17 protein-coding genes are annotated in these 19,476 nt (G+C 73.7%); 8 read left to right on the forward strand and 9 right to left on the reverse strand.

The features are described from left to right. Position 1 precedes the first annotated feature (1 nt). Both ABD345_RS34710 and ABD345_RS34715 read right to left on the reverse strand, forming a co-directional pair. A complete protein-coding gene (locus tag ABD345_RS34710) occupies positions 2–970 on the reverse strand; it encodes a carbohydrate ABC transporter permease (protein ID WP_344558128.1) in 969 nt (322 codons plus the stop codon). A gap of 98 nt (positions 971–1,068) precedes the next feature. After that, positions 1,069–2,370 (reverse strand): ABC transporter substrate-binding protein, encoded by a 1,302-nt coding sequence (locus ABD345_RS34715; protein ID WP_344558134.1) that lies wholly within the window; start codon positions 2,368–2,370, stop codon positions 1,069–1,071. Between the two features lie 309 nt (positions 2,371–2,679). Between ABD345_RS34715 and ABD345_RS34720 the strand changes: the two genes are divergently transcribed. The 3 genes from ABD345_RS34720 to bla all read left to right on the forward strand — a co-directional run bounded on the left by ABD345_RS34720 (position 2,680) and on the right by bla (position 7,263). Further along, on the forward strand, positions 2,680–5,607 hold the full coding sequence (locus ABD345_RS34720; protein ID WP_344558137.1) for a glycosyl hydrolase: 2,928 nt from the start codon (positions 2,680–2,682) through the stop codon (positions 5,605–5,607). A 261-nt stretch (positions 5,608–5,868) separates the two neighbouring features. Next, positions 5,869–6,237: a hypothetical protein gene (locus tag ABD345_RS34725; RefSeq protein ID WP_344558139.1), complete on the forward strand. Its 369-nt coding sequence runs from the start codon at positions 5,869–5,871 to the stop codon at positions 6,235–6,237. 114 nt (positions 6,238–6,351) lie between these two features. Further along, complete coding sequence (bla, locus tag ABD345_RS34730; protein WP_344558141.1) at positions 6,352–7,263, forward strand: class A beta-lactamase; 912 nt, start codon at positions 6,352–6,354, stop codon at positions 7,261–7,263. Positions 7,264–7,395: 132 nt separating this feature from the next. On the opposite strand, the gene ABD345_RS34735 is transcribed toward bla, so the two are convergent. The 3 genes from ABD345_RS34735 to ABD345_RS34745 all read right to left on the reverse strand — a co-directional run bounded on the left by ABD345_RS34735 (position 7,396) and on the right by ABD345_RS34745 (position 10,310). Beyond that, a complete protein-coding gene (locus tag ABD345_RS34735) occupies positions 7,396–8,436 on the reverse strand; it encodes a LacI family DNA-binding transcriptional regulator (protein WP_344558143.1) in 1,041 nt (346 codons plus the stop codon). A gap of 154 nt (positions 8,437–8,590) precedes the next feature. After that, positions 8,591–9,388 (reverse strand): DUF1684 domain-containing protein, encoded by a 798-nt coding sequence (locus ABD345_RS34740; RefSeq protein ID WP_344558145.1) that lies wholly within the window; start codon positions 9,386–9,388, stop codon positions 8,591–8,593. 61 nt (positions 9,389–9,449) lie between these two features. Further along, a complete protein-coding gene (locus ABD345_RS34745; protein ID WP_344558147.1) occupies positions 9,450–10,310 on the reverse strand; it encodes an acyl-CoA thioesterase in 861 nt (286 codons plus the stop codon). 431 nt (positions 10,311–10,741) lie between these two features. On the opposite strand from ABD345_RS34745, the gene ABD345_RS34750 reads away from it, so the two are divergent. The 3 genes from ABD345_RS34750 to ABD345_RS34760 all read left to right on the forward strand — a co-directional run bounded on the left by ABD345_RS34750 (position 10,742) and on the right by ABD345_RS34760 (position 12,947). Continuing rightward, positions 10,742–11,557 (forward strand): MBL fold metallo-hydrolase, encoded by an 816-nt coding sequence (locus tag ABD345_RS34750; RefSeq protein WP_344558149.1) that lies wholly within the window; start codon positions 10,742–10,744, stop codon positions 11,555–11,557. An 81-nt stretch (positions 11,558–11,638) separates the two neighbouring features. After that, entirely contained in the window at positions 11,639–12,271 is a 633-nt protein-coding gene (locus ABD345_RS34755) for a TetR/AcrR family transcriptional regulator (RefSeq protein ID WP_344558151.1), read from the forward strand. 34 nt (positions 12,272–12,305) lie between these two features. Continuing rightward, positions 12,306–12,947 carry a DUF4865 family protein gene (locus tag ABD345_RS34760; RefSeq protein WP_344558152.1) on the forward strand — a complete coding sequence of 214 codons (642 nt, stop codon included), beginning with the start codon at positions 12,306–12,308 and terminating at the stop codon, positions 12,945–12,947. Positions 12,948–12,974: 27 nt separating this feature from the next. Here ABD345_RS34760 and ABD345_RS34765 read toward each other — a convergent pair whose 3' ends face one another. Further along, positions 12,975–13,334 (reverse strand): transglycosylase family protein, encoded by a 360-nt coding sequence (locus tag ABD345_RS34765; RefSeq protein WP_344558153.1) that lies wholly within the window; start codon positions 13,332–13,334, stop codon positions 12,975–12,977. Between the two features lie 187 nt (positions 13,335–13,521). Beyond that, positions 13,522–14,313 carry a transglycosylase family protein gene (locus ABD345_RS34770; protein WP_344558154.1) on the reverse strand — a complete coding sequence of 264 codons (792 nt, stop codon included), beginning with the start codon at positions 14,311–14,313 and terminating at the stop codon, positions 13,522–13,524. A 646-nt stretch (positions 14,314–14,959) separates the two neighbouring features. Between ABD345_RS34770 and ABD345_RS34775 the strand changes: the two genes are divergently transcribed. Together ABD345_RS34775 and ABD345_RS34780 are read left to right on the forward strand one after the other, a co-directional pair. Then, complete coding sequence (locus tag ABD345_RS34775) at positions 14,960–15,820, forward strand: hypothetical protein (RefSeq protein ID WP_344558158.1); 861 nt, start codon at positions 14,960–14,962, stop codon at positions 15,818–15,820. Positions 15,821–15,834: 14 nt separating this feature from the next. Next, positions 15,835–16,491, forward strand: a complete 657-nt coding sequence (locus ABD345_RS34780; protein WP_344558155.1) for a hypothetical protein — start codon at positions 15,835–15,837, stop codon at positions 16,489–16,491. An 87-nt stretch (positions 16,492–16,578) separates the two neighbouring features. Here the strand turns inward: ABD345_RS34780 and der are convergent, their stop codons facing one another. Together der and cmk are read right to left on the reverse strand one after the other, a co-directional pair. After that, the gene (gene der, locus ABD345_RS34785; protein WP_344558156.1) at positions 16,579–18,033 is read right to left on the reverse strand and encodes a ribosome biogenesis GTPase Der; all 1,455 of its coding nucleotides are present in this window, start codon (positions 18,031–18,033) and stop codon (positions 16,579–16,581) included. Positions 18,034–18,160: 127 nt separating this feature from the next. Further along, complete coding sequence (gene cmk, locus ABD345_RS34790; protein WP_344558157.1) at positions 18,161–18,877, reverse strand: (d)CMP kinase; 717 nt, start codon at positions 18,875–18,877, stop codon at positions 18,161–18,163. Between the last annotated feature and the right edge of the window lie 599 nt (positions 18,878–19,476).

Genomic DNA, 19,476 nt, shown 5'->3' on the forward strand with positions numbered 1-19,476 from the left:
GTCACCGGTCCGTACGGTTGCGGCGGGCGGCGATCGCCGCGTTGAGCAGGGCGAGCAGCACGATCAGCAGGAACATCACCCAGGCCACCGCGGCGGCCCGGCCGAGGTGGAAGAACGTCCAGCCCTGCTCGTACAGGTAGAGGCCGAGGGTCTGGTACTGGTGCGAGATGCCGCCGCCGGAGTTGCCCTCGTACAGCAGCGGTTCGCCGAACAGTTGGGTGGCGCCGATGGTGGAGACCACCACGGTGAAGACGATGGTGGGGCGCAGCCCGGGGATGGTGACGTGCCGGAACTGCTGCCAGCGCGAGGCGCCGTCGACGGCCGCGGACTCGTACAGCTCGCCGGGGATGGACTGCATGCCGGCCAGGTAGATCAGCGCGTTGTAGCCGGTCCAGCGCCAGGTGACGATGGCCGAGACGCCGATCTGGGAGGCCCAGGTGTTGGCCTGCCAGTCGATCGGGTTCAGGCCGACGCTGTTCAGCACCCAGTTGATCAGCCCGTAGTCGCGGCCGAAGAGCTGGGCGAACACCAGGGTCGCGGCGGCGACCGAGGTGGCGTACGGCATCAGCATCGCGACCCGGAAGAAGGTGCGGCCGCGGAGCTTGTAGTTGAGCAGGTGGGCCAGGCCCAGGGCCATCAGCAGCTGCGGGACGGTGGAGAGCACACCGATGGTGAAGGTGTTGCGCAGCGCGTTCCAGAAGAACGGGTCGGACAGCAGCCGGGTGTAGTTCTGGAAGCCGAGCCAGTCCATCCGGTCGGAGGTCTGGAGCTCGACCCGGTGCAGCGACACCCAGGCGGTGTACAGCAGCGGGAAGAGCCCGAACGCGGCGAACAGTCCGAAGAACGGGGCGAGGAAGCCGTAGGGGGCGAGTCGGCGGCGCAGGCCGCCGGGCCGCTTCGCGGACTTGGCGGGCTTGGCGGGGTCGCCCGGCTTGGCGGCGGGCAGCCGGGCGGTGGAGCTGAGGGCCATGGGCGGGGTCCTTCGACGGGGGCCGCCCGGCCCCGCCGCTGCGCTGGGGGCAGCGGCGGGGCGGGCCGACCGGGTTGACTACCGGGGCTGACGGTCCGTCAGTTGCCGTTGGCCTTCTTGACGTTGTCCAGGGCGTGCTTCCAGGCGGTGTCCGGCGCGGTGCCGGTGCGCTCGACCTCGCCGAGGGCGTCGGTGAACGCCTTGCCGATCACGCCGTCGTCGGTGCCGAGCACCTGGGCGGGCATGGCCTTGGCCGACTCGCTGAAGATCTGGCCGATCGGGGCGTTGTTGAAGTACGGGTCGGTGACGTCCTTGATGGCGGCCTGGGCGCCGGTGGAGGACGGGAAGGAGCCCTGCTTGGTGAACAGGGTGGCCTGCTGCTCCTTGGCGTTGAGCCACTTGATCAGCTCGGCGGCCTCCTTGGGGTGCTTGGCGGTGCGCGGCACGGTCAGGTAGGAGCCGCCCCAGTTGCCGGTCTTGCCGGGGCCGGCGGCGATGTCCCACTTGCCGGAGCCCGCGTCGCCGGCCTGGCCCTTGATGTAGCCGATCATCCAGGCGGGGCAGGAGAGGGTGGCGAACTTGCCGGTGGAGAACGCCTTGTTCCACTCGGGGGTCCACTGGGCGAGCTTGGCGGACAGGCCGTCGGCGACCAGCGCGGTGGCGTCGGTCCAGGCGGTCTTCACGGCCGGGCTGCTGTCGTAGACCGGCTTGCCGGCCGCGTCGGAGTACCGGACCTCCTGCTGGCCGACCTCGGCGGTGAACATGCCCGCGGCGCTGTCGGTCCAGGCGTTGCCCGCCTCGGCCTTGGCGGCGTACTGCTTGCCGAGGTCGAGGTAGCCCTGCCAGCTGGACCACTTCTCGGCCAGCTCGGCGCGGTCGGTGGGCAGCCCGGCGGCCTTGAACAGGTCGGTGCGGTAGCAGATCGCCTCGGGGCCGATGTCGGTGCCCGCGCCGAGGACCTTGCCGTCCGCGGTCTTGATCGCGGCGCCCTTCCAGGGGACCAGGTCGTCGTTGACGTCGCCGATGCCGAGCGTCTTGAGGTCGGTGAACTTGTCGGCCTGCTTCTGCACCACGCTGGCCACCCGGCCGACCTCCAGGCCCTGGATGTCGGCGAGGCCGCCGCCGCCCGCGAGCTTGGTCTGCAGCGCCTGCCAGTACTGGCCCTCGTCCTGGGTGTCGGTCTGCTTGATGGTGACGTTCGGGTGGAGCTTCATGTACTCGTCGTACAGCCCGGCCTCCTTGAACCCGAAGGTGCCGAACAGGTCCACCGTGATGGTCACCTTGCCGTCGGCGGAGTCCTTGGAGCCGCTGCCGGAGCTGCAGCCGGTGAGCAGGAGTGCGGTGACGAGGACGGTGCTGCCCAGGGCAGCGGTGGTGCGGCGGACTCTCGGGGTAGCCATGCGAGGGCCTCCAGGGCGGGGCGGGAGCGTGGGTGGAGTGCGAAGAAGGAAGCTGGTGCCGTCCGGTGGGCGCCCAATTTCTGAGAGCGCTCTCAACCGATGCCGAGAGACTGCCGGGACGGAAGTTCCCTCGTCAACCCCTCGAAACCTGAACGTAATCTACGGACTGCCGCGACCTGGGCTTTCGAATTCTGAACGCATCAGTCTGTGTCAGGGCGGTTGACACCCCTTGCGACCCACCAATACCGTCCGCTGGCTGAGAGCGCTCTCATACTGCACCGCCCGCCCCCACTCAAGGTGGACATGACCATGAAGCTCCGCTCCCTGCGCGGCCCCACGGCCGCCCTCACCACCCTGGCGCTGGCCGCCGCGGCCACGCTGACGGCGGCCCTGGGCGCCGGCAGCGCCGCCGCCGCCACCGTCCGGGTCGGCCTCGGCGGTTACAGCGACGCCCGCCCGGCCGGCACCGTCGGCCCGAGCAACTCCGACGGCGCGCCCGTCACCCCCAAGGTCACCCCGCGGATGGCCGGACAGGCCGCCCCCACCAACGACTGGTGGTCCTCGCTGATCTACCAGCGCTACGCGGGCAACCCGTACTCGGAGAACCTGTACGCCCACCCGATGACCTTCAAGGCCCAGGCCGCGGGCCTGGAGGTCGGCTACCCCACCACGCCGACCATCACCTCCGACGGCCGTCAGTACGACTACACCCACACCCGGGACCTCACCCTGGGCGTGGCCGGCCTGAACTCCCCCGACACCAAGGTCGACGGCTGGTCCGACTGGACGGTCACCCCGTACTGGGCGGACGGCGCGCACACCTTCAGCGCGACGATCGGCCACGGCCTGCCGTACGTGTTCGCGCACGCCACCGGCGGCGCCGCCCAGGTCACCACCGCCTCGGCGCCCACCGTCTTCAGCAACCAGGGCAGCGTGCTCGGCATCACCGTCGGCGGCCACAACTACGGCCTGTTCGCGCCCACCGGCAGCAACTGGAACGTCAACGGCAGCACCCTGACGGCGAACCTCGGCAGCAAGGACTACTACTCGGTCGCGCTGCTGCCCTCCACCGCCGACCTGGCCCAGTTCCGCACGTACGCATACAACTTCGTCACCGACACCAAGGTCGGCTGGAACTACGACCAGGCCGCGGGCAAGCTCACCACCACCTTCACCGCCACCACCACCGCCCAGGAGGGCAGCGCCACCGGCACCCTGCTGGCGCTCTACCCGCAGCAGTGGCAGGCCACCCCGGACGCCCTGACCGCGCTGACGTACACCTCCCCGCGCGGCACCATGAAGGTCCGCCAGGGCTCGTCCTTCTCCACCGTGCAGACCGTCACCGGCGTGCTGCCCTCGCTGCCCGACGCCGGCTCCTACGACCGCGCCGCGCTGGACGGCTACCTGCACCAGGTCTCCGACGCGAGCGACCCGTTCAACGGCGCCACCGACACCTACTGGGTCGGCAAGGCGCTCGGCCAGATGGCCCAACTGGTGCCGATCGCCGACCAGTTGGGCGACACCGCGGCCCGCGACAAGCTGCTCGGACTGATGAAGGGCAAGCTGCAGACCTGGTTCGCCGGCACCGGCTCACCCGGCTTCGCCTACGACTCCACCTGGAAGACCCTGATCGGCTACCCGGCCTCCTACGGCACCGACGCCGAACTCAACGACCACCACTTCCACTACGGCTACTTCGTGCAGGCCGCCGCCACCGTCGCCCGCTACGACACCGCCTGGGCGGCGGACGCGCAGTGGGGCGGAATGGTCAAGCTGCTCGCCAAGGACGCCGCCAACACCGACCGCACCGACACCCGCTTCCCCTGGCTGCGCAACTTCGACCCGTACGAGGGCCACGGCTGGGCCTCCGGCCACGCCGGGTTCGCCGCGGGCAACAACGAGGAGTCCTCCTCCGAGTCGCTGAACTTCAGCGCCGGCCTGCTGCTGTTCGGCGCCGCCACCGGCGACACCTCGCTGCGCGACCTCGGCGTCTACCTGTACACCACCGAGGCCAACTCCGTTCAGCAGTACTGGTTCGACGCCGACCACCAGGTCTTCCCGGCCGGCTTCCAGCACTCCACCGTCGGCATGGTCTGGGGCTCCGGCGCCGCCTACTCCACCTGGTGGACGGCCGCGCCCGGCATGATCCACGGCATCAACTTCCTTCCGGTCACCTCGGGTTCGCTCTACCTGGCGCGCCGCAAGGACGACCTGGCCGCCAACCTGACCGAGCTGAAGAGCAACAACGGCGGCGCCTTCACCGACTGGCGCGACCTGCTCTGGGAGGCCGAGGCGCTCACCAACCCGGCTGCGGCGAAGGCTGATTGGGATGCCGGCAAGGCCGGCTACACCCCGGAGGAGGGCGAGTCCAGGGCGCACACCTACCACTGGATCTACAACCTCGCCGCCCTCGGCACCCTCGACCCGGCGACCACCGCCGACACCCCCACCGCCGCGGTCTTCGTCAACGGCACCACCCGCACCCACGTGGCGCACAACTACACCACCGCCGCCCGCACCGTGCGCTTCTCCGACGGCTACACCCTGACCGTCCCGGCCCGCTCCACCGCCTCCGAACGCGGCACCAAGCCCGACGGCGGCACCGGCGGCGCCACCAACTCCCCCTCCCCGTCGGCGAGTCCGTCCCCGTCCGGCTCCGCGAGCCCCTCCGCGAGCCCCTCCACGAGCCCCTCCCCGTCGGCCTCCCCGACCACCTCCCCGACCGCCCCGCAGACCCGCCCGGGCACCCTCTACCCGCAGCCCGACGGCACCCTCTCCACCACCTACGGCACCGGCGCGGCCGGCAGCACCATCGCCTCCGGCGGCGGCGCCAACCACGACGGCACCCCCTACCAGCCGCTGACGTACACCCTCAACCACCTCACCGGCACCCTCCGCCCCGGCGGCAGCACCGACTTCGACCTCTACGTGGACGCCGGCTCCAACGTCGCCCTGGCCCAACAGGCCCGCGTCTCCTACGACTTCGACGGCAACGGCACCGTCGACCGGACCGAGACCTACCGCTACTTCGCCACCGACCCCGTCCCCGGCTGGGAGCGCTACGGCGCCGCCGCGGCCGGCCTCCAGTCCACCACCGGCGCCCCGCTCGCCAACCTGAGCAACGGCACCGTCAAGGTCGAGATCTGGCCCGCCCTCGGCAACGCCACCGCTCAACTCCGCACCGGCGCCACCCAGTCCCAGGGCAACGCCTCCGTGCTGCGCCTCCCCTTCGACTGATCCTCCGGCCGGTCGACCCACCCCAGCCCCTCCCGGGCCGCCGCGGACCCCGACGGTTCCGCCCGGCCCGGGAGGCCCTGCCACGCCCCGCCCCACCCCGTCCCGCCCCGCCCCCGGCACAGGCACCGGCACCGGCACCGGTCCAGACCAGGGGGTTGGCAGATCACCGGAGATCGTTGAAGATGCAACTGACATGATCGCGCGCCGCGGTACGCCCCACCGTGCGCGCCGGTCCCGCCTGCCCACCCCCAGGAGCCCCGCATGGCAGCCCTCCGCACCAAGACCCTCGCCGCGACCGCCGCCACCGGAGCGGCCCTGCTGCTCGGCGCGGCCCTCGCCCAGCCCGCGGCCGCCGTCGAGTTCCCGCACTCCGCCGTCGCCTACTTCGCCACCGGCAGCAACCTGACCGGCACCCAGTTCGCCGTCGACACCACCGACACCGGCTGCCACAACCTCCCGGCCCCCGCGAACTCCGCCGTCGACTTCACCGCCGCCGACATCAAGGTCTACTTCAACGCCGACTGCACCACCGGCCTCCCCGGCAAGACCGGCGACACCGCCTACGCCCTCGGCAGCCTGCACTGGGCCAACTTCCCGTACCCGGCCGTCAGCTACCGCGTCGTCGGCTGACGCCACCCCCGCGCCGCCGGCCCCCGGCCCCCAGGACCCGGCGGCGCACCCGCGCACCCGCACCCCGACACACGCCCGCCCCCTCCAGCCCCGGCCTCCTCCTGCCGATGCACCGTGGTGAGACCCGCACCGCCCGAGGAGGCCCCGATCCGCCCGCACCCCACCCGCCGCCGCCTGCTCACCGGTGCCGCGGCCACCGCCCTTGCCCGGAGCCTCCCCGCCACGGCCGCCACCGCCCGCACCTTCACCGAACTGCAGGACGCCTTCCAGGAGTTGGAGCAGCGGCACGGCGCCCGACTCGGCGTCCTCGGCCACGACACCGGCAGCGGCGCGACGGTCGGCCACCGGGCGGACGAGACGTTCCCGCTCTGCTCGACGTTCAAGCCGCTCGCCGTCGCCGCCGTGCTCCGGGACGGCCACGACCTCGCCGCCCGCGTCCACTACACCGACCGGGACGTCACCGACTCCGGCTACGCGCCCGCCACCGGCCGCGCCCGCGTCCTGACCGTCGCCGAACTCTGCGCCGCAGCCATCGAGTTCAGCGACAACACCGCCGCCAACCTGCTGCTGCGCCGCCTCGGCGGGCCCACCGCCGTCACCCGCTTCTGCCGCTCCCTCGGCGACCCCGCCACCCGCCTCGACCGCTGGGAACCCGCCCTCAACTCCGCCGAACCCGGCCGCACCACCGACACCACCACCCCCCGTGCCCTGGCCCGCACCTTCGCCCGTCTCACCCTCGGCGACGCCCTCGCCCGCGCCCACCGCGCCCGGCTCACCGCCTGGCTGCGCGCCACCACCACCGGCACCCACCGCCTGCGCGCCGGCCTCCCGTCCACCTGGACCCACGCCGACAAGACCGGCACCGGCGCCTACGGCACCACCAACGACCTCGCCCTCACCTGGCCCCCGCACCGCCCCCCGCTCGTCCTCGCGGTCCTCAGCACCAAACCTGCCGCCCCCACCGCCCCCGCGGACGAACCCCTCCTCGCCGCCACCGCCCGCCTCCTGACCGCCGCCCTCCCCTGACCGCCCCCGCGCAGCCCCAGCCTCTCCCCCGGGCCCGGCCCAGAGGCCCCTCACCCCTCCCCCGAGCCGACTCCCGCACCCACCCCATTCCCATCTCCACCCCAAGCCCGCCGCAGGCCCCCAACCCTTCCCTCAGGCCGACTCCCGCACCACCAGCAAGGTCGGAATGATCACCGACGACGGCGCCGACGCCTCCGGGTCGTTGAGCCGCCGCAGCAGCAGCCGCGTCATCAGCCGCCCCATCTCCTCGATCTCCTGGCGGACCGTGGTGAGCCGGGGTTCGGTCCAGGCCGCGATGGACTCGACGTCGTCGAAGCCGACCACCGCGACGTCCTCCGGGACGCGGCGCCCGGCCGCCCGCAGGACCCGGATCGCGCCGGAGGCCATCACGTCGGAGGCCACGAACACCCCGTCCAAGTCCGGTCGGCGGGAGAGGAGTTCGGTCATCGCGCGGATCCCGCCGTCGGCGGTGAAGTCGCCGGTCGCGATCAGGTCGTCGTCGCCGTCGGGCAGCAGGTCGCGGTAGCCGTCGAGGCGGTCGATGGAGGAGGTCTGGTCGAGCGGGCCGGTGATGGTGGCGATCCGCTTGCGGCCGATGGAGCGCAGGTGCTGGACGGCGAGCCGGGCGCCGCCGCGGTTGTCGTTGTCGACGTAGAGCAGGTCGCGGTCGGACTCGGCGCCGGGCCAGCCGGGCCGTCCGCCGATGACGAAGGGCAGGCCGAGGCGGTGGACGGTCTCGGGGGTGGGGTCGGAGCGGTGCAGCGAGAACAGCAGGACACCGTCGACGTGCCCGCCGGAGAGGTAGCGGCCGATCCGTTCGTGGTCGCGCTCGTCCTCGGCCAGCAGCAGCACCATCTGGTTGTCGGCGGCGGCCAGTTCGCGGCTGATGCCGCGCAGGTGCTGGGCGAAGAACGGATCGGAGAAGAACCGGGCCTCGGGTTCGGCGATGACCACGGCGATCGCCCGGTTGCGCCGGGTGACCAGGGTGCGGGCGGCCAGGTTGGGGACGTAGCCGAGTTCCGCGACGGCCCGCTCGACCTTCTCGCGCAGCGCCACCCGGACGCCCGCGCCGCCGTTGACCACCCGGGAGGCGGTGGCCCGGGACACGCCGGCCCGCTCGGCCACCGATTCCAGGGTGGGGCGCCCGCCCGTTCCCGCTTCGGACTCGGTCACCGTGGGCTCCTCTCCACCGTCCGCGCGCACGTCCGCACGCACGTGATCGTGTTGCTGCTGCGAGCAGCCTAGCGCCCACCACCCCGCCGAGAGAGCGCTCTCAGAAAGCGGGGCGCCCTCCCGGCCGCCGGCCCGGTCCCCCGTTCCTCCCGGCTCAGACCGTGACCACCTGCCGCTCGCCCGCCTCGACGGCGATCTCCAGCCGGTTGCCGGGCGGCGGGAACGGGCAGATGAAATGGTCGGCGAAGGCGCACGGCGGCAGGAACGCCCGGTTGAAGTCCAGCACGGTGCGCCCCTCCGCGTCGGGCGCGGGCAGCGTGACGAACCGGAACCGGTACGTCTCCCGGCCGCTGGTGCCGTCCGCGATGACGCCGCTGAGCGGGCCGCCCGGGCCCTCGGAGCCGCTGACGGTCAGCGTGTGCTCCCGCCCGGCCAGCGTGAACGCGACCTGCCCGGCGACGGCGAGCGGCCGGGCCCGGCCGTCCGCGTTCTCCACCAGCACGGCCCGCCCGCCGTCCTCGAACGGCGTGAAGACGGCGGGCACCGCCCAGTCGGGGGCGTACGGGTAGACCGAGATCCCGGCGAACGCGGCCCGGGCCGGGGCGTCGGGGTCGAAGACCCGCAGGGCGAGTTCGCCCTCCCGCTCGATCGGGACCAGTCGCAGCAGGTCGCGGACGGCGATCTGCGGGTGCCGGTCGGTGTCCGGCCGCAGGGCGACCCGGCCGGTGGACTCCTTCTCCTCGCCCTCGATCCGGACGCCGTCCCCGGCGCGCAGTTCGGCGCAGACCGCGCCGTCCTCGGCCCACCAGCGGCCGGGCAGCCCGGGGATCTCCGCCGGGCCGGGTTCCAGCCAGTGGGTGCCGGTCAGCGCCAGCGGCCCGTGCGGCGCCCCCGCCGCCGCGCTCCGGGACTCCGTCCAGCGCTGCCAGGCTTCGGCTGCGGTGTCGGTCATCGGTCTGCCTCCCAAGTCGCTCTGCTCTCAAGTCACTTCGAACGGACGGCCTCGCGCCGCGTCACCGGTTCAGCGGACGGAACAGCCCCTCCTGCATCACCGAGACCACCAGCCGCCCCTCGCGGTCGTAGATCTCGCCGCGGGCCAGACCGCGCGCGCCGTGCGCGATCGGCGACTCCTGCCGGTACAGCAGCCACTCGTCGGCCCGGAACGGACGGTGGAACCACATCGCGTGGTCCAGCGAGGCCATGTCGAAGTTCCGCTCGCCCCACAGCGGCTCGACGGGGGCGCGGACGGCGTCCAGCAGCGTCATGTCGCTGGCGTAGGTGAGCGCGCAGACGTGGATCAGCGGGTCGTCGGGTAGCGCGCCGTTGGTGCGCAGCCACACGCCGCTGCGGGCCTCCACCCCGTCCAGCTCCTCCCGCGTCCACTTCAGCCGGTCCACGTACCGGATGTCGAAGGGCTGGCGGCGGCTGATGAACGGGGGCAGCTCGCCGAGCCGGGCACCGACCTCGTCCAGTGCGCTCGGCAGGCTCTCCGGGTCGGGCACGTCCGGCATCGGGAACTGGTGCTCGATGCCGCCGGGCTCGGGCTTGTGGAAGTCGGCGGTCAGCGCGAAGATCGTCCGCCCGCCCTGGATGGCGAGCACCCGGCGGGTGGTGAACGAGCGCCCGTCCCTGGTCCGTTCGACCTGGTAGACGATCGGCACGCCGGGGACGCCCGGACGCAGGAAGTACGCGTGCAGCGAGTGCACCGGCCGGTCCTCGTCCACCGTCCGGCCCGCGGCGACCAGCGCCTGCCCGGCCACCTGCCCGCCGAAGGTGCGCTGCAGCGACTCCTCCGGGCTCCGGCCGCGGAAGATGTTCAGCTCGATCCGCTCCAGGTCGAGCAGGTCGACGAGCTGGTCGACGGGGGTTCCCATGTATCGCTCCCTCTCCGGACGGCCGACGGGCAGGGGAGTGCCGCCGAACGTCTCGTCCGTCCAGCACAAGTCTCCGCGCCCACCGGGAATTCCCACCCTCCGGCACGCGGACACCCACCCCCACCTCCCCCGACCCACCGCCGGCACCCCCACCAGCCCGCCCCGGCCCACCCGCGCCCCCTCCCCCGTCGACGCCCCGCCACCGCCCGTCACCGCCCCCACCCGCCCTGCATGCGCCCGCCGCCCTCCCGTCGGGGAATCCCGTCCCCCACCCCCACCAGCCCGCCGCAGGCACCTCTCCCCCGCCCCACCCCTTCTCCCCGCCTCCCCCGCCCGCCGCAGGCGCCCGCCCCCACCCGCCCCACATGCGCCCGCCGCCCTCCCGTCGGACCCTGGTGGGAGGGCTTTCCCCGGCCGGAGGAGGTTGCACGATGCATCCGCTGGAGTTCCGCGTGGTGGACCTTCCCGAGTCCTCGCTGCACAAGTGCGCGGTGCTGGTGCTCGGTCAGCACCGGGCGGCGCTGATCGGCACGGGGTTGCGGCTCTCGGACGGGCGGCGGCTGGTCCGGGAGGTCGAGCGTTCGGGGCGCCGGCTCGGCACCGTCCTGGTGGCCCACCACGCGCCGGACTGCTGGCTCGCGGCGGAGGTGCTGCGCGACGCCTTCCCCGAGGCGCGCTTCCTCGCCCCCGACCCGGTCCGGGCCCGGATCGAGCACGACTACCCGGCCGTGCGGGCCGCCCGGACCGACCTGGGGGACGAACTCCCGTCCCGGCTGGTCGCGTTGGAGCCGCTGGAGGGCGACGCCGTGGAGCTGGAGGACCACCGGCTGGAGCTGCGCGGGGCGTCCCTGGGACTGCCCGACCACCACTACCTGTGGGAGCACCGCAGCCGGACGCTGCTCGGCGGCCCGCTGCTCTGGCTGAACGCGCACCCGTGGCTGGCCGACACCCCGTGGACGGCGCAGCGCGAGGCGTGGATCGACCTGCTGGACGAGATGGCGGCGCTGGAGCCGCTGCGCACCGTCCCGGGCCACCGCCACCTGACCACGCCGGTGCCCGCGGACGTCCCCGCCGACCCGATCGCCTGGACCGGGGAGTACCTGCGCGCGTTCGCCACCGAACTGGGCAAGCCGGTCGGCCCGGAGGCGGTCGCGCTGGCCCTGCAGCACCGCTACCCGTCTGCCGCGCTGCCCGCCCACGCCACCGCGTCCGTGCTGGCCGCCCGCGAGCAGCGCGCCGCCGCCTGAACCCCCGCCCGGCCGGGCCGGGCTGACGGGCACTCACCCCCGCCCTTCCCGCTGTACCTACTAGTACGTACAATACGTGCCATGACCCCGAGCCCCGACACCCCCGCCCCCGCCAACACCTCCGCCAACGCCCCCCGCCCCGCCACCAACCCCACCGCCGACCGCCTCGTCGAGGCCACCCGCGACCTGCTCTGGGAGCGCGGCTACACCGGCACCAGCCCGAAGGCCATCCAGCAGCGCGCGGGCGCCGGGCAGGGCAGCATGTACCACCACTTCGCCGGCAAGCCCGAGCTGGCCCTCGCCGCGATCACCCGCACCGCCGGGGAGCTGCGCGGCCTCGCCGAGGAGCTGCTGTCCGGGCCGGGCACCGCCGTCGAGCGGGTCACCGGGTACCTGCGCCGCGAGCGCGACGTGCTGCGCGGCTGCCCGATCGGCCGGCTCACCCAGGACCCGGACGTGATGGCCGATCCGGTGCTGCGGGCCCCGGTCGAGGAGACCCTGGGCTGGTTGCGCGGCCGCCTCGCCGAGGTGCTGGCGGAGGGCCGGGCGAACGGTGAGCTCCCGCCGTCCGTGGACCCGTCCGGCACCGCCGCCACCGTGGTCGCGGTGCTCCAGGGCGGCTACGTACTGGCCCGCGCGGCCGGCGACACCGCACCGTTCGACCAGGCGATCACCGGCCTGCTCACCCTGCTCGCCCCGCCGCAGCAGCCCTGACCGTCCACCCGCACCCACCAGACAGGACCCGCCCGTGCTCGCCAAGCAGTACGAGATCACCCTGCCCGCCGACTACGACCTCGACGTCATCCGCCGCCGGATCAAGGCCGGCGCTCCGCTCCTGGACGACCGCCCGGGGCTCGGCTTCAAGGCGTGGCTGCTGCGCGAGCGCGGGGTCGGCGGCTCGCCGGTCAACCAGTACGCGCCGCTGTACGTGTGGCGCTCGGACGGCGAGGCGGCCCGGTTCCTGGTCGGCGGCGGCGGGTTCGAGAACATCGTCCGGGACTTCGGGCGCCCGACCGTCCAGCGCTGGACCGTCCTGGCGCACTTCTCCGGCCCGGCCCGCGCCGCCGTCCCCCTCCCGTCCGCCGCGACCCGCCGGCTGACCGCCGTCCCGGTCGGGCCGGACCCGGCGGCGCCGGCCGCCCACGTGGAGCAGGAGGTGGAGCGGCTGCGCGAGGCGGCCCGCCGCCCGGGCGTGCACACCGCCGTGCTGGCCCTGGACCCGGGCCGCTGGGAACTGCTGCACTTCACCCTGTGGGGGACCGCCCCGGAGCACACCCCGGAGCACACCCCGCAGGACGCTTCGGCGGACGGCCCGGCGGCGGAGCTCTTCGCCGTCCCGCACCTGTCCGCCCCGGAGCTGTCCGCGCTCCCCGAGGGCCGGGTCTGGTGACCCGCGACCGCCGCCCCGGGAGCGGGCCTACTCCAGCACCCCGATCTCCCGGGCGCACCAGCCCCAGGCGTTCCAGCCCTGGCGGCGCAGGATCTCCTCCCCGACGGTGATCTGCTGCCGCCGGCTGGCGTGGTCGGGCCGGTCGGCGTAGCGCAGGCCGCCCGCCTCCCGCCAGGTGGGCGGCCAGATCTGCAGGCCGCCGTAGTAGCCGTTGCCGGTGTCGGCCTGCCAGTCGCCGTCGCTCTCGCAGTCGGCGAGCCGGTCCCAGACCAGGTCCGGCGTGGCCTGTCCGGCAGCGGCCGGGGTGCCGGCCGCGGCGACCGCGGCGGCGGGGAGCAGCAGGCCGAGCGCGAGCAGCGCCCGGCCGTACGAGCGAGGTATCCGCATCCCCCGACGCTACGCGCGTCGCCCGCCCCGCCACCCTCCGGACGCCGCCGAGCGGGTGGCACCCCGCGCAACGCCCGACCCGCCCGGGAACGGCGGAAGCCGCCGCCCCGTGACCGGGGTGGCGGCTTCACGCCGACAGGGTGGGACCGGCGGACGGTCCCGTGGAAGCGGTGCTTCCGGGGGTGGGTCAGACCGACAGGACCTGGCCCGGGTAGATCACGTCCGGGTTGCCGCCGACGACACCGGAGTTGTTGCTGTACAGGGTGTGCCAGTCGACGCCCAGGCTGTCCGCGATCTTGGACAGGGTGTCGCCGGACTTCACGGTGTAGCTGCCACCGGAGGTGTTGGTGGTGGTCGCCGCGGCGGACTTGTTCTTCCAGGTCTGCTTCGGGGTCTCCTGCGCGGCGGCCTTGGGGGCCTGGGCGCGGGACTCGGAGCGGGAGGCCTTGGCGGAGTCGTTCGAGGCGGTGCTGTTCGACTTCGAGGAGGTGGACTTCGAGGAGGTCGACGACGAGGACGAGGTCGACTTCGAGGAGGAGCTCGACGAGGAGGAGGTCGAGGAGCTGGAGGTGTCGACCTGGGCCGGCGCGCCGCCCTTGGTCAGACCGGCCTGGACCGAGCAGACGGGCCAGGCGCCGGGGCCCTGGGAGGCCAGCACCTTCTCGGCGACGGCGATCTGCTGCGCCTTGGTGGCCAGGTTGGCCTGCGGGGCGTAGGCGGTGCCGCCGAAGGCGGCCCAGGTGGAGGAGGTGAACTGCAGGCCGCCGTAGAAGCCGTTGCCGGTGTTGATCGACCAGTTGCCGGTCGACTCGCACATCGCGACCTTGTCCCAGGTGGAGACGTCCGCGGCGGAGGCCGTGTTGGCCGTGACGAGGCCGGCCACCGGGGCGGCGAGCAGGGCGCCGCCGACGACTGCCGCGCGGACGCGGTTGCGCTTGGGGGCGGTGGTGGCAGCGGCGGTCTCGTTACGGAAGGTCATGAGATTCCTCTCGACATTCCCGGGAGGGGCAGGCGGAACCAGGCCCCAGCCGGGCCGTGTTCGCTCGCCAAGTCCGGTGGGCGGGCCGTGCACGTGTCGGACGTGCCGCTTGCCGCCCCGGCCACCTGTCCGCATCCCCGGCGGCGGCTGGCTGCCGTCGCGCCGGTGGGCGCAGGGCCCGCGTTCCGGGGTGAGCCGGAGGTGGGCCGTGCGTCGGGGGTGAACCCGGGAGGTGCTCGATGCACCGGGCAAAAACCTACGATTCGGACTCTCCAGCGCCAAACACTTTCCGGTCATCCCAGGTCAAAGCGGCGTTACCGGCGGTATCGATCATGCCAATCGAAGCCAAATGTCCTATTCATCCGCTTTTATCAAGATCAAGCCATATGCGAATATGGCCCCGGTCACAGTTTGGCCCGTGTGAGGTCGGGCACAGTGTCGACAGAATGCGACCCTCCGTGCACACATAGTGATCAGGAGCCGTGCAAATCCCGTCGCCCGGCCGCCCACCCGTGACTCCAGCCACAACCTCCCGTTGGTAAAGGCGGTCGGCGCTCCCCGCGCCGCGCACCCGGGACGTCCCGCCCGGGGGCACCGGAACGAGCACCTGGAACGTCAGGGCAACGAGGAGTCATCAGTGCCGCGCATGCTTGAGGTGAGCGAGGACGTACGCGCCGAGATCGGCGACGACGAGGCCGAGAGCCTGCTCGCGGGTGCCCACGCACCCGACGCGTACGACTGCACCTCCTGCCGACAACCGGGCGACTCGCTGCGCGAGCCCACCAGCACCGTCCTGTTCGTCGGCGACGAGACCGCGGTGCTGGCCTTCGCGCACGCCCGCTGCGTGCCCTCCCAGGTGGTGCCGGTGGACGAGCAGCAGCTGCGCGGCGCCGTCGAGTCGATCAGCCAGGGGGCGGACGCCGCGGTGCCGGCGCAGGCCTCGGTGCCCGCGCAGGTCGAGCCGGAACCGGTGGTCGAGGTGCACATCCCCGAGCCGATCACCGCCCCGCCGACCGCCCCGGCCGGCCAGCCGCAGCCCGCGGTGCTCGGCGTGACCTGCGGCATCGTGCTGTGCGGCGACACCCAGCACGCCGCGCTGGTGGTCGAGCCGACCGGGCCGGTCGGCCGCCCGGGCAGCGCCCTCGGCGAGGACGAGTTCCTCTCGCTGCTGACCGAGCACGGCTTCCAGATCGTCCAGGACGTCAACCAGGCCCCGGTGCGGCCGCGGGCCGGCTGGTCGGTGCTGATGGCGATGGGCCAGCTGCACGCGATCCTGCAGCCCTCGGCGACCGGCGGCTCGGCCGCCTGGTGGCAGGCCCACCAGCCGCTCCAGGTCACCCCGGGCTGGCGGGCCGCGGCGGCCCGCAAGTCCGAGGTGATCATGTACGCGGTGCCGGCCGGCACCATCGGCCGCCAGCCCCGCGAGGACCTGCTGCGGATCGCGATGGACCGGGCCGCCGCCCGCGGCCTGCTCGCCGCCGGGATGCTCCCGCTGGCCGGCACCTGAGCGGGGGCGCGGCGATGACCGACCCCGTGAACGACCCGGCCGCCACCGAGGACGGACCCGCCGCCCCGGCGGTCCCGGCCGCCCGCACCGCCGTTGACCAGGGCCCGAGCGCCGCGGCGGGGATAGGACTGGGGGCCGCGCCCCCGCATCCCAAGCCGGTCTCGCTCGTTGGCTCCTACGTGTACAGCTACGACCTCGCGTCCACCGGCCGTCCCTCCGCCCAGTCCGGCCCCGGGGGTGCCGGCCGGTCGATCCCGAACATGCGCCCGTCGTACGACGCCGAGCACCCGGTGTCGGCCACGCCGATCTACGACACGCTGTACTCCGAGTACCGGCGGATGTTCCGGGCGCTGCCCGGCGACCGCTCCGGCGAGGAGGGAATGAAGTTCACCGGCTTCGCGGTCCGCGAACCGCAGCCGTCCGGGCCGACCGCGCGCGAGGGCGCCGACCGCACCGGAGCACTGGCCTACCCGCAGCAGCACCAGTCGTTCGAGACGTACGCCGGGCAGCCCCAGGGCGCCCCGCAGTTCATGCCCGCGCAGACCACCGCCGCCCAGGCCAACGGCCAGGGCTGGGTGGCCACCGGCTACCTGGGCACCCCGGGCGGCGGCGGCACCTCGGGCGGGCGGCACCGCTCGGTGCTGTCGCTGCCCCCGGGCCGGGACGCCTGACCGCCGCCCGCGCGGCACGCGAGAAGGGGAGGGGCCGCCCGGCCCCTCCCCTTCTCCTTCTCCCCCGCCGCTGCCTACTCCCGCTGCCTACTTCTTCTTGTTGCGCTTCTCCCGGACCCGGACCGAGATCGAGATCGGGGTGCCGACGAAGCCGAACTCCTCGCGCAGCCGGCGCTCGACGAACCGGCGGTAGCCGGCCTCCAGGAAGCCGGAGGCGAACAGCACGAACCGCGGCGGGCGGGTGCCCGCCTGGGTGCCGAACAGGATGCGCGGCTGCTTGCCGCCGCGGATCGGGTGCGGGTGCGCGGCCACCAGCTCGCCCAGGAAGGCGTTCAGCCTGGCGGTCGGGATCCGGGTCTCCCAGCCGGCCAGCGCGGTCTCGATCGCCGGGACGAGCTTCTCCATGTGCCGCCCGGTCTTCGCCGAGACGTTCACCCGGGGCGCCCACTGCACCTGCACCAGGTCGCGCTCGATCTCGCGCTCCAGGTAGAAGCGGCGCTCCTCGTCCAGCTGGTCCCACTTGTTGTAGGCGATGACCACGGCGCGCCCGGCCTCGACGGCCATCGAGATGATCCGGGTGTCCTGCTCGGCGAGCGTCTCGCTGGCGTCGACCAGGACGACCGCGACCTCGGCCTTGTCCAGCGCCGCGGAGGTGCGCAGCGAGGCGTAGAAGTCCGCGCCGGAGGTCAGGTGGACCCGGCGGCGGATGCCGGCGGTGTCGATGAACTTCCAGGTCTTGCCGCCGAGTTCGATCAGCTCGTCGACCGGGTCGCGGGTGGTGCCGGCCAGCTCGTTGACCACCACCCGGTCCTCGCCCGCGACCTTGTTCAGCAGGCTGGACTTGCCGACGTTCGGGCGCCCGATCAGCGCGACCCGGCGCGGGCCGCCGGGGGCCAGGCCGTCGCCGAACAGCTGCGGCGGGGCCTCCGGCAGCACCTTCAGGACGGCGTCCAGCAGGTCGCCGGAGCCGCGGCCGTGCAGCGCGGAGACGGGGTACGGCTCGCCCAGGCCGAGCGACCACAGGTACGCGGCCTCGGCCTCGGTGGACGGGCCGTCGACCTTGTTGGCGCACAGCACCACGGGCTTGCCGGAGCGGCGGATCAGCCGGACCAGCGCGTCCTCGGTGTCGGTGGCGCCGATCTTGGCGTCCACCACGAACAGCACCGCGTCGGCCTGCTCGATGCCCAGCTCGGCCTGGGCGGCGACCATCGCGTCCAGACCGAGGACGTCGATCTCCCAGCCGCCGGTGTCCAGCACCTTGAACCGGCGCCCGGCCCACATCGCCTCGTAGCTGACCCGGTCGCGGGTCACGCCGGGGCGGTCCTCGACGACCGCCTCGCGGCGGCCGATGATGCGGTTGACCAGGGTCGACTTGCCGACGTTCGGGCGGCCGACGATGGCCAGCACCGGCAGCGGGCCGTGGCCGTCCAGGTCGGCGTCGATCTCGTCGCTGTCGAAGCCCTCCTCGGCGGCCAGCGCCATGAACTCGGCGTACTCGGCGTCGCCCAGCTCGCCGTGGTGGGCGGTGGTGTCGTTGCTCATGTTCCGTTTTCCGTTTCCCGACGCGGCCCTTCCCAGGGGCGTGCCGTGCGTACCTGCCCGGGGGCAGCGCGAACCGCGCGGATCTCGCGCGGTCGGATGAATCAGTTCCGGCCGTACGTCCTGCCGCTCAGGCGGCGGTCAGTCCGGCCTTCTCCTCGACCAGCGCGGTGATCGCGTCGATCACCTGGTCGAGGGTGAGTTCGCTGGTGTCCACCAGCACCGCGTCGGCGGCCTGGGTCAGCGGGGCGGTCTCCCGCGAGGAGTCCGCGGCGTCCCGGCGGGCCAGGTCGGCGGCCATCGCGGTGATGGTCGCCTCGTCGACGCCCTTCGCCCGCAGCTCCGCGGCCCGGCGCTCGGCCCGGGCCCGCCCGGACGCGGTCAGGAACACCTTCACGGTGGCGTCCGGGAACACCACCGAGCCCATGTCCCGGCCCTCGGCGACGATCCCGCGCTCGGCGTGCGAGGCGCAGCCGCGCTGCAGCTCCACCAGCCGCGCCCGCACCGCCGGAACGGCCGCCACGGCGCTCACCTTACCGGTCACCTCGGGCCCGCGGATCGGCCCGGACACGTCCTGCCCGTCCACCGTTATGGTCGGCCCCGCCGCGTCCGTCCCGGACACGATCACCGGCTTCCCGCAGGCGATCGCCACCGCCTCCGCGTCCTCGACGTCCACCTCGTTGGCGAGCATCCACCAGGTCATCGCCCGGTACATCGCACCGGTGTCCAGGAAGCTCAGGCCCAGCCGCGCGGCCACCGCCCGCGACACGGTCGACTTCCCGGACCCCGAAGGTCCGTCGATGGCGACGACGACCGGGCCGCTCGACGCTCGGTCGACACTGTCCACGGGGCGAACCTCTCTCTCACGACACAAGAACTCACCCTCAAGGTTAATGGACACCCACCACCCCCCGACCCGGCCCTTCGCCCCCACCCCGAGCCCCCACCATCCGCGCCGCAGCGACAGCGAACGGCACGCGACCGACCCGCCGCCCTTCTCCCCGCCCCGAAGCCCCGCGCAGCGGACCCCTGACTGCTTCCTCCAGCTCCGCCGCCATTGCCAGCGCCCGCGCCATCGCCGGAGCGACAGCGAACCGCACGCGACCGCCCCCCCCCCCCTTCCCGCCACCCCGAAGCCCCGCGCAGCGGACCCCTGACTGCTTCCCACCATCCGCGCCGCAGCGACAGCGAACGGCAACCCGAAGCCCCGCGCAGCGGACCCCTGACTGCTTCCTCCAGCCCCGCCGCCAGCGCCCGCGCCATCGCCGGGGCGACAGCGAACGGCACGCGACCGACCCGCCGCCCTTCTCCCCGCCCCGAAGCCCCGCGCAGCGGTCCCCCTACTCCCGGACCACCCACCCGCGCTCCCGCAGCCCCGCCGCCAGCGCCCGCGCCATCGCCGGAGCGACAGCGAACGGCACGCGACCGCCCCGCCCCCCCTTTCCC

It is taken from the genome of Kitasatospora saccharophila, from assembly GCF_039529925.1.
In the GTDB taxonomy this organism is placed as follows: Bacteria; Actinomycetota; Actinomycetes; order Streptomycetales; family Streptomycetaceae; genus Kitasatospora; species Kitasatospora saccharophila.

Bases quoted from the DNA above. Each gene is read 5' to 3' on its own strand.
- ABD345_RS34710 (WP_344558128.1), bottom strand. From the start codon at position 970: ATGGCCCTCAGCTCCACCGCCCGGCTGCCCGCCGCCAAGCCGGGCGAC.
- ABD345_RS34715 (WP_344558134.1), bottom strand. From the start codon at position 2,370: ATGGCTACCCCGAGAGTCCGCCGCACCACCGCTGCCCTGGGCAGCACC.
- ABD345_RS34720 (WP_344558137.1), top strand. From the start codon at position 2,680: ATGAAGCTCCGCTCCCTGCGCGGCCCCACGGCCGCCCTCACCACCCTG.
- ABD345_RS34725 (WP_344558139.1), top strand. From the start codon at position 5,869: ATGGCAGCCCTCCGCACCAAGACCCTCGCCGCGACCGCCGCCACCGGA.
- ABD345_RS34740 (WP_344558145.1), bottom strand. From the start codon at position 9,388: ATGACCGACACCGCAGCCGAAGCCTGGCAGCGCTGGACGGAGTCCCGG.
- ABD345_RS34745 (WP_344558147.1), bottom strand. From the start codon at position 10,310: ATGGGAACCCCCGTCGACCAGCTCGTCGACCTGCTCGACCTGGAGCGG.
- ABD345_RS34750 (WP_344558149.1), top strand. From the start codon at position 10,742: ATGCATCCGCTGGAGTTCCGCGTGGTGGACCTTCCCGAGTCCTCGCTG.
- ABD345_RS34755 (WP_344558151.1), top strand. From the start codon at position 11,639: ATGACCCCGAGCCCCGACACCCCCGCCCCCGCCAACACCTCCGCCAAC.
- ABD345_RS34765 (WP_344558153.1), bottom strand. From the start codon at position 13,334: ATGCGGATACCTCGCTCGTACGGCCGGGCGCTGCTCGCGCTCGGCCTG.
- ABD345_RS34770 (WP_344558154.1), bottom strand. From the start codon at position 14,313: ATGACCTTCCGTAACGAGACCGCCGCTGCCACCACCGCCCCCAAGCGC.
- ABD345_RS34775 (WP_344558158.1), top strand. From the start codon at position 14,960: ATGCTTGAGGTGAGCGAGGACGTACGCGCCGAGATCGGCGACGACGAG.
- ABD345_RS34780 (WP_344558155.1), top strand. From the start codon at position 15,835: ATGACCGACCCCGTGAACGACCCGGCCGCCACCGAGGACGGACCCGCC.
- der (WP_344558156.1), bottom strand. From the start codon at position 18,033: ATGAGCAACGACACCACCGCCCACCACGGCGAGCTGGGCGACGCCGAG.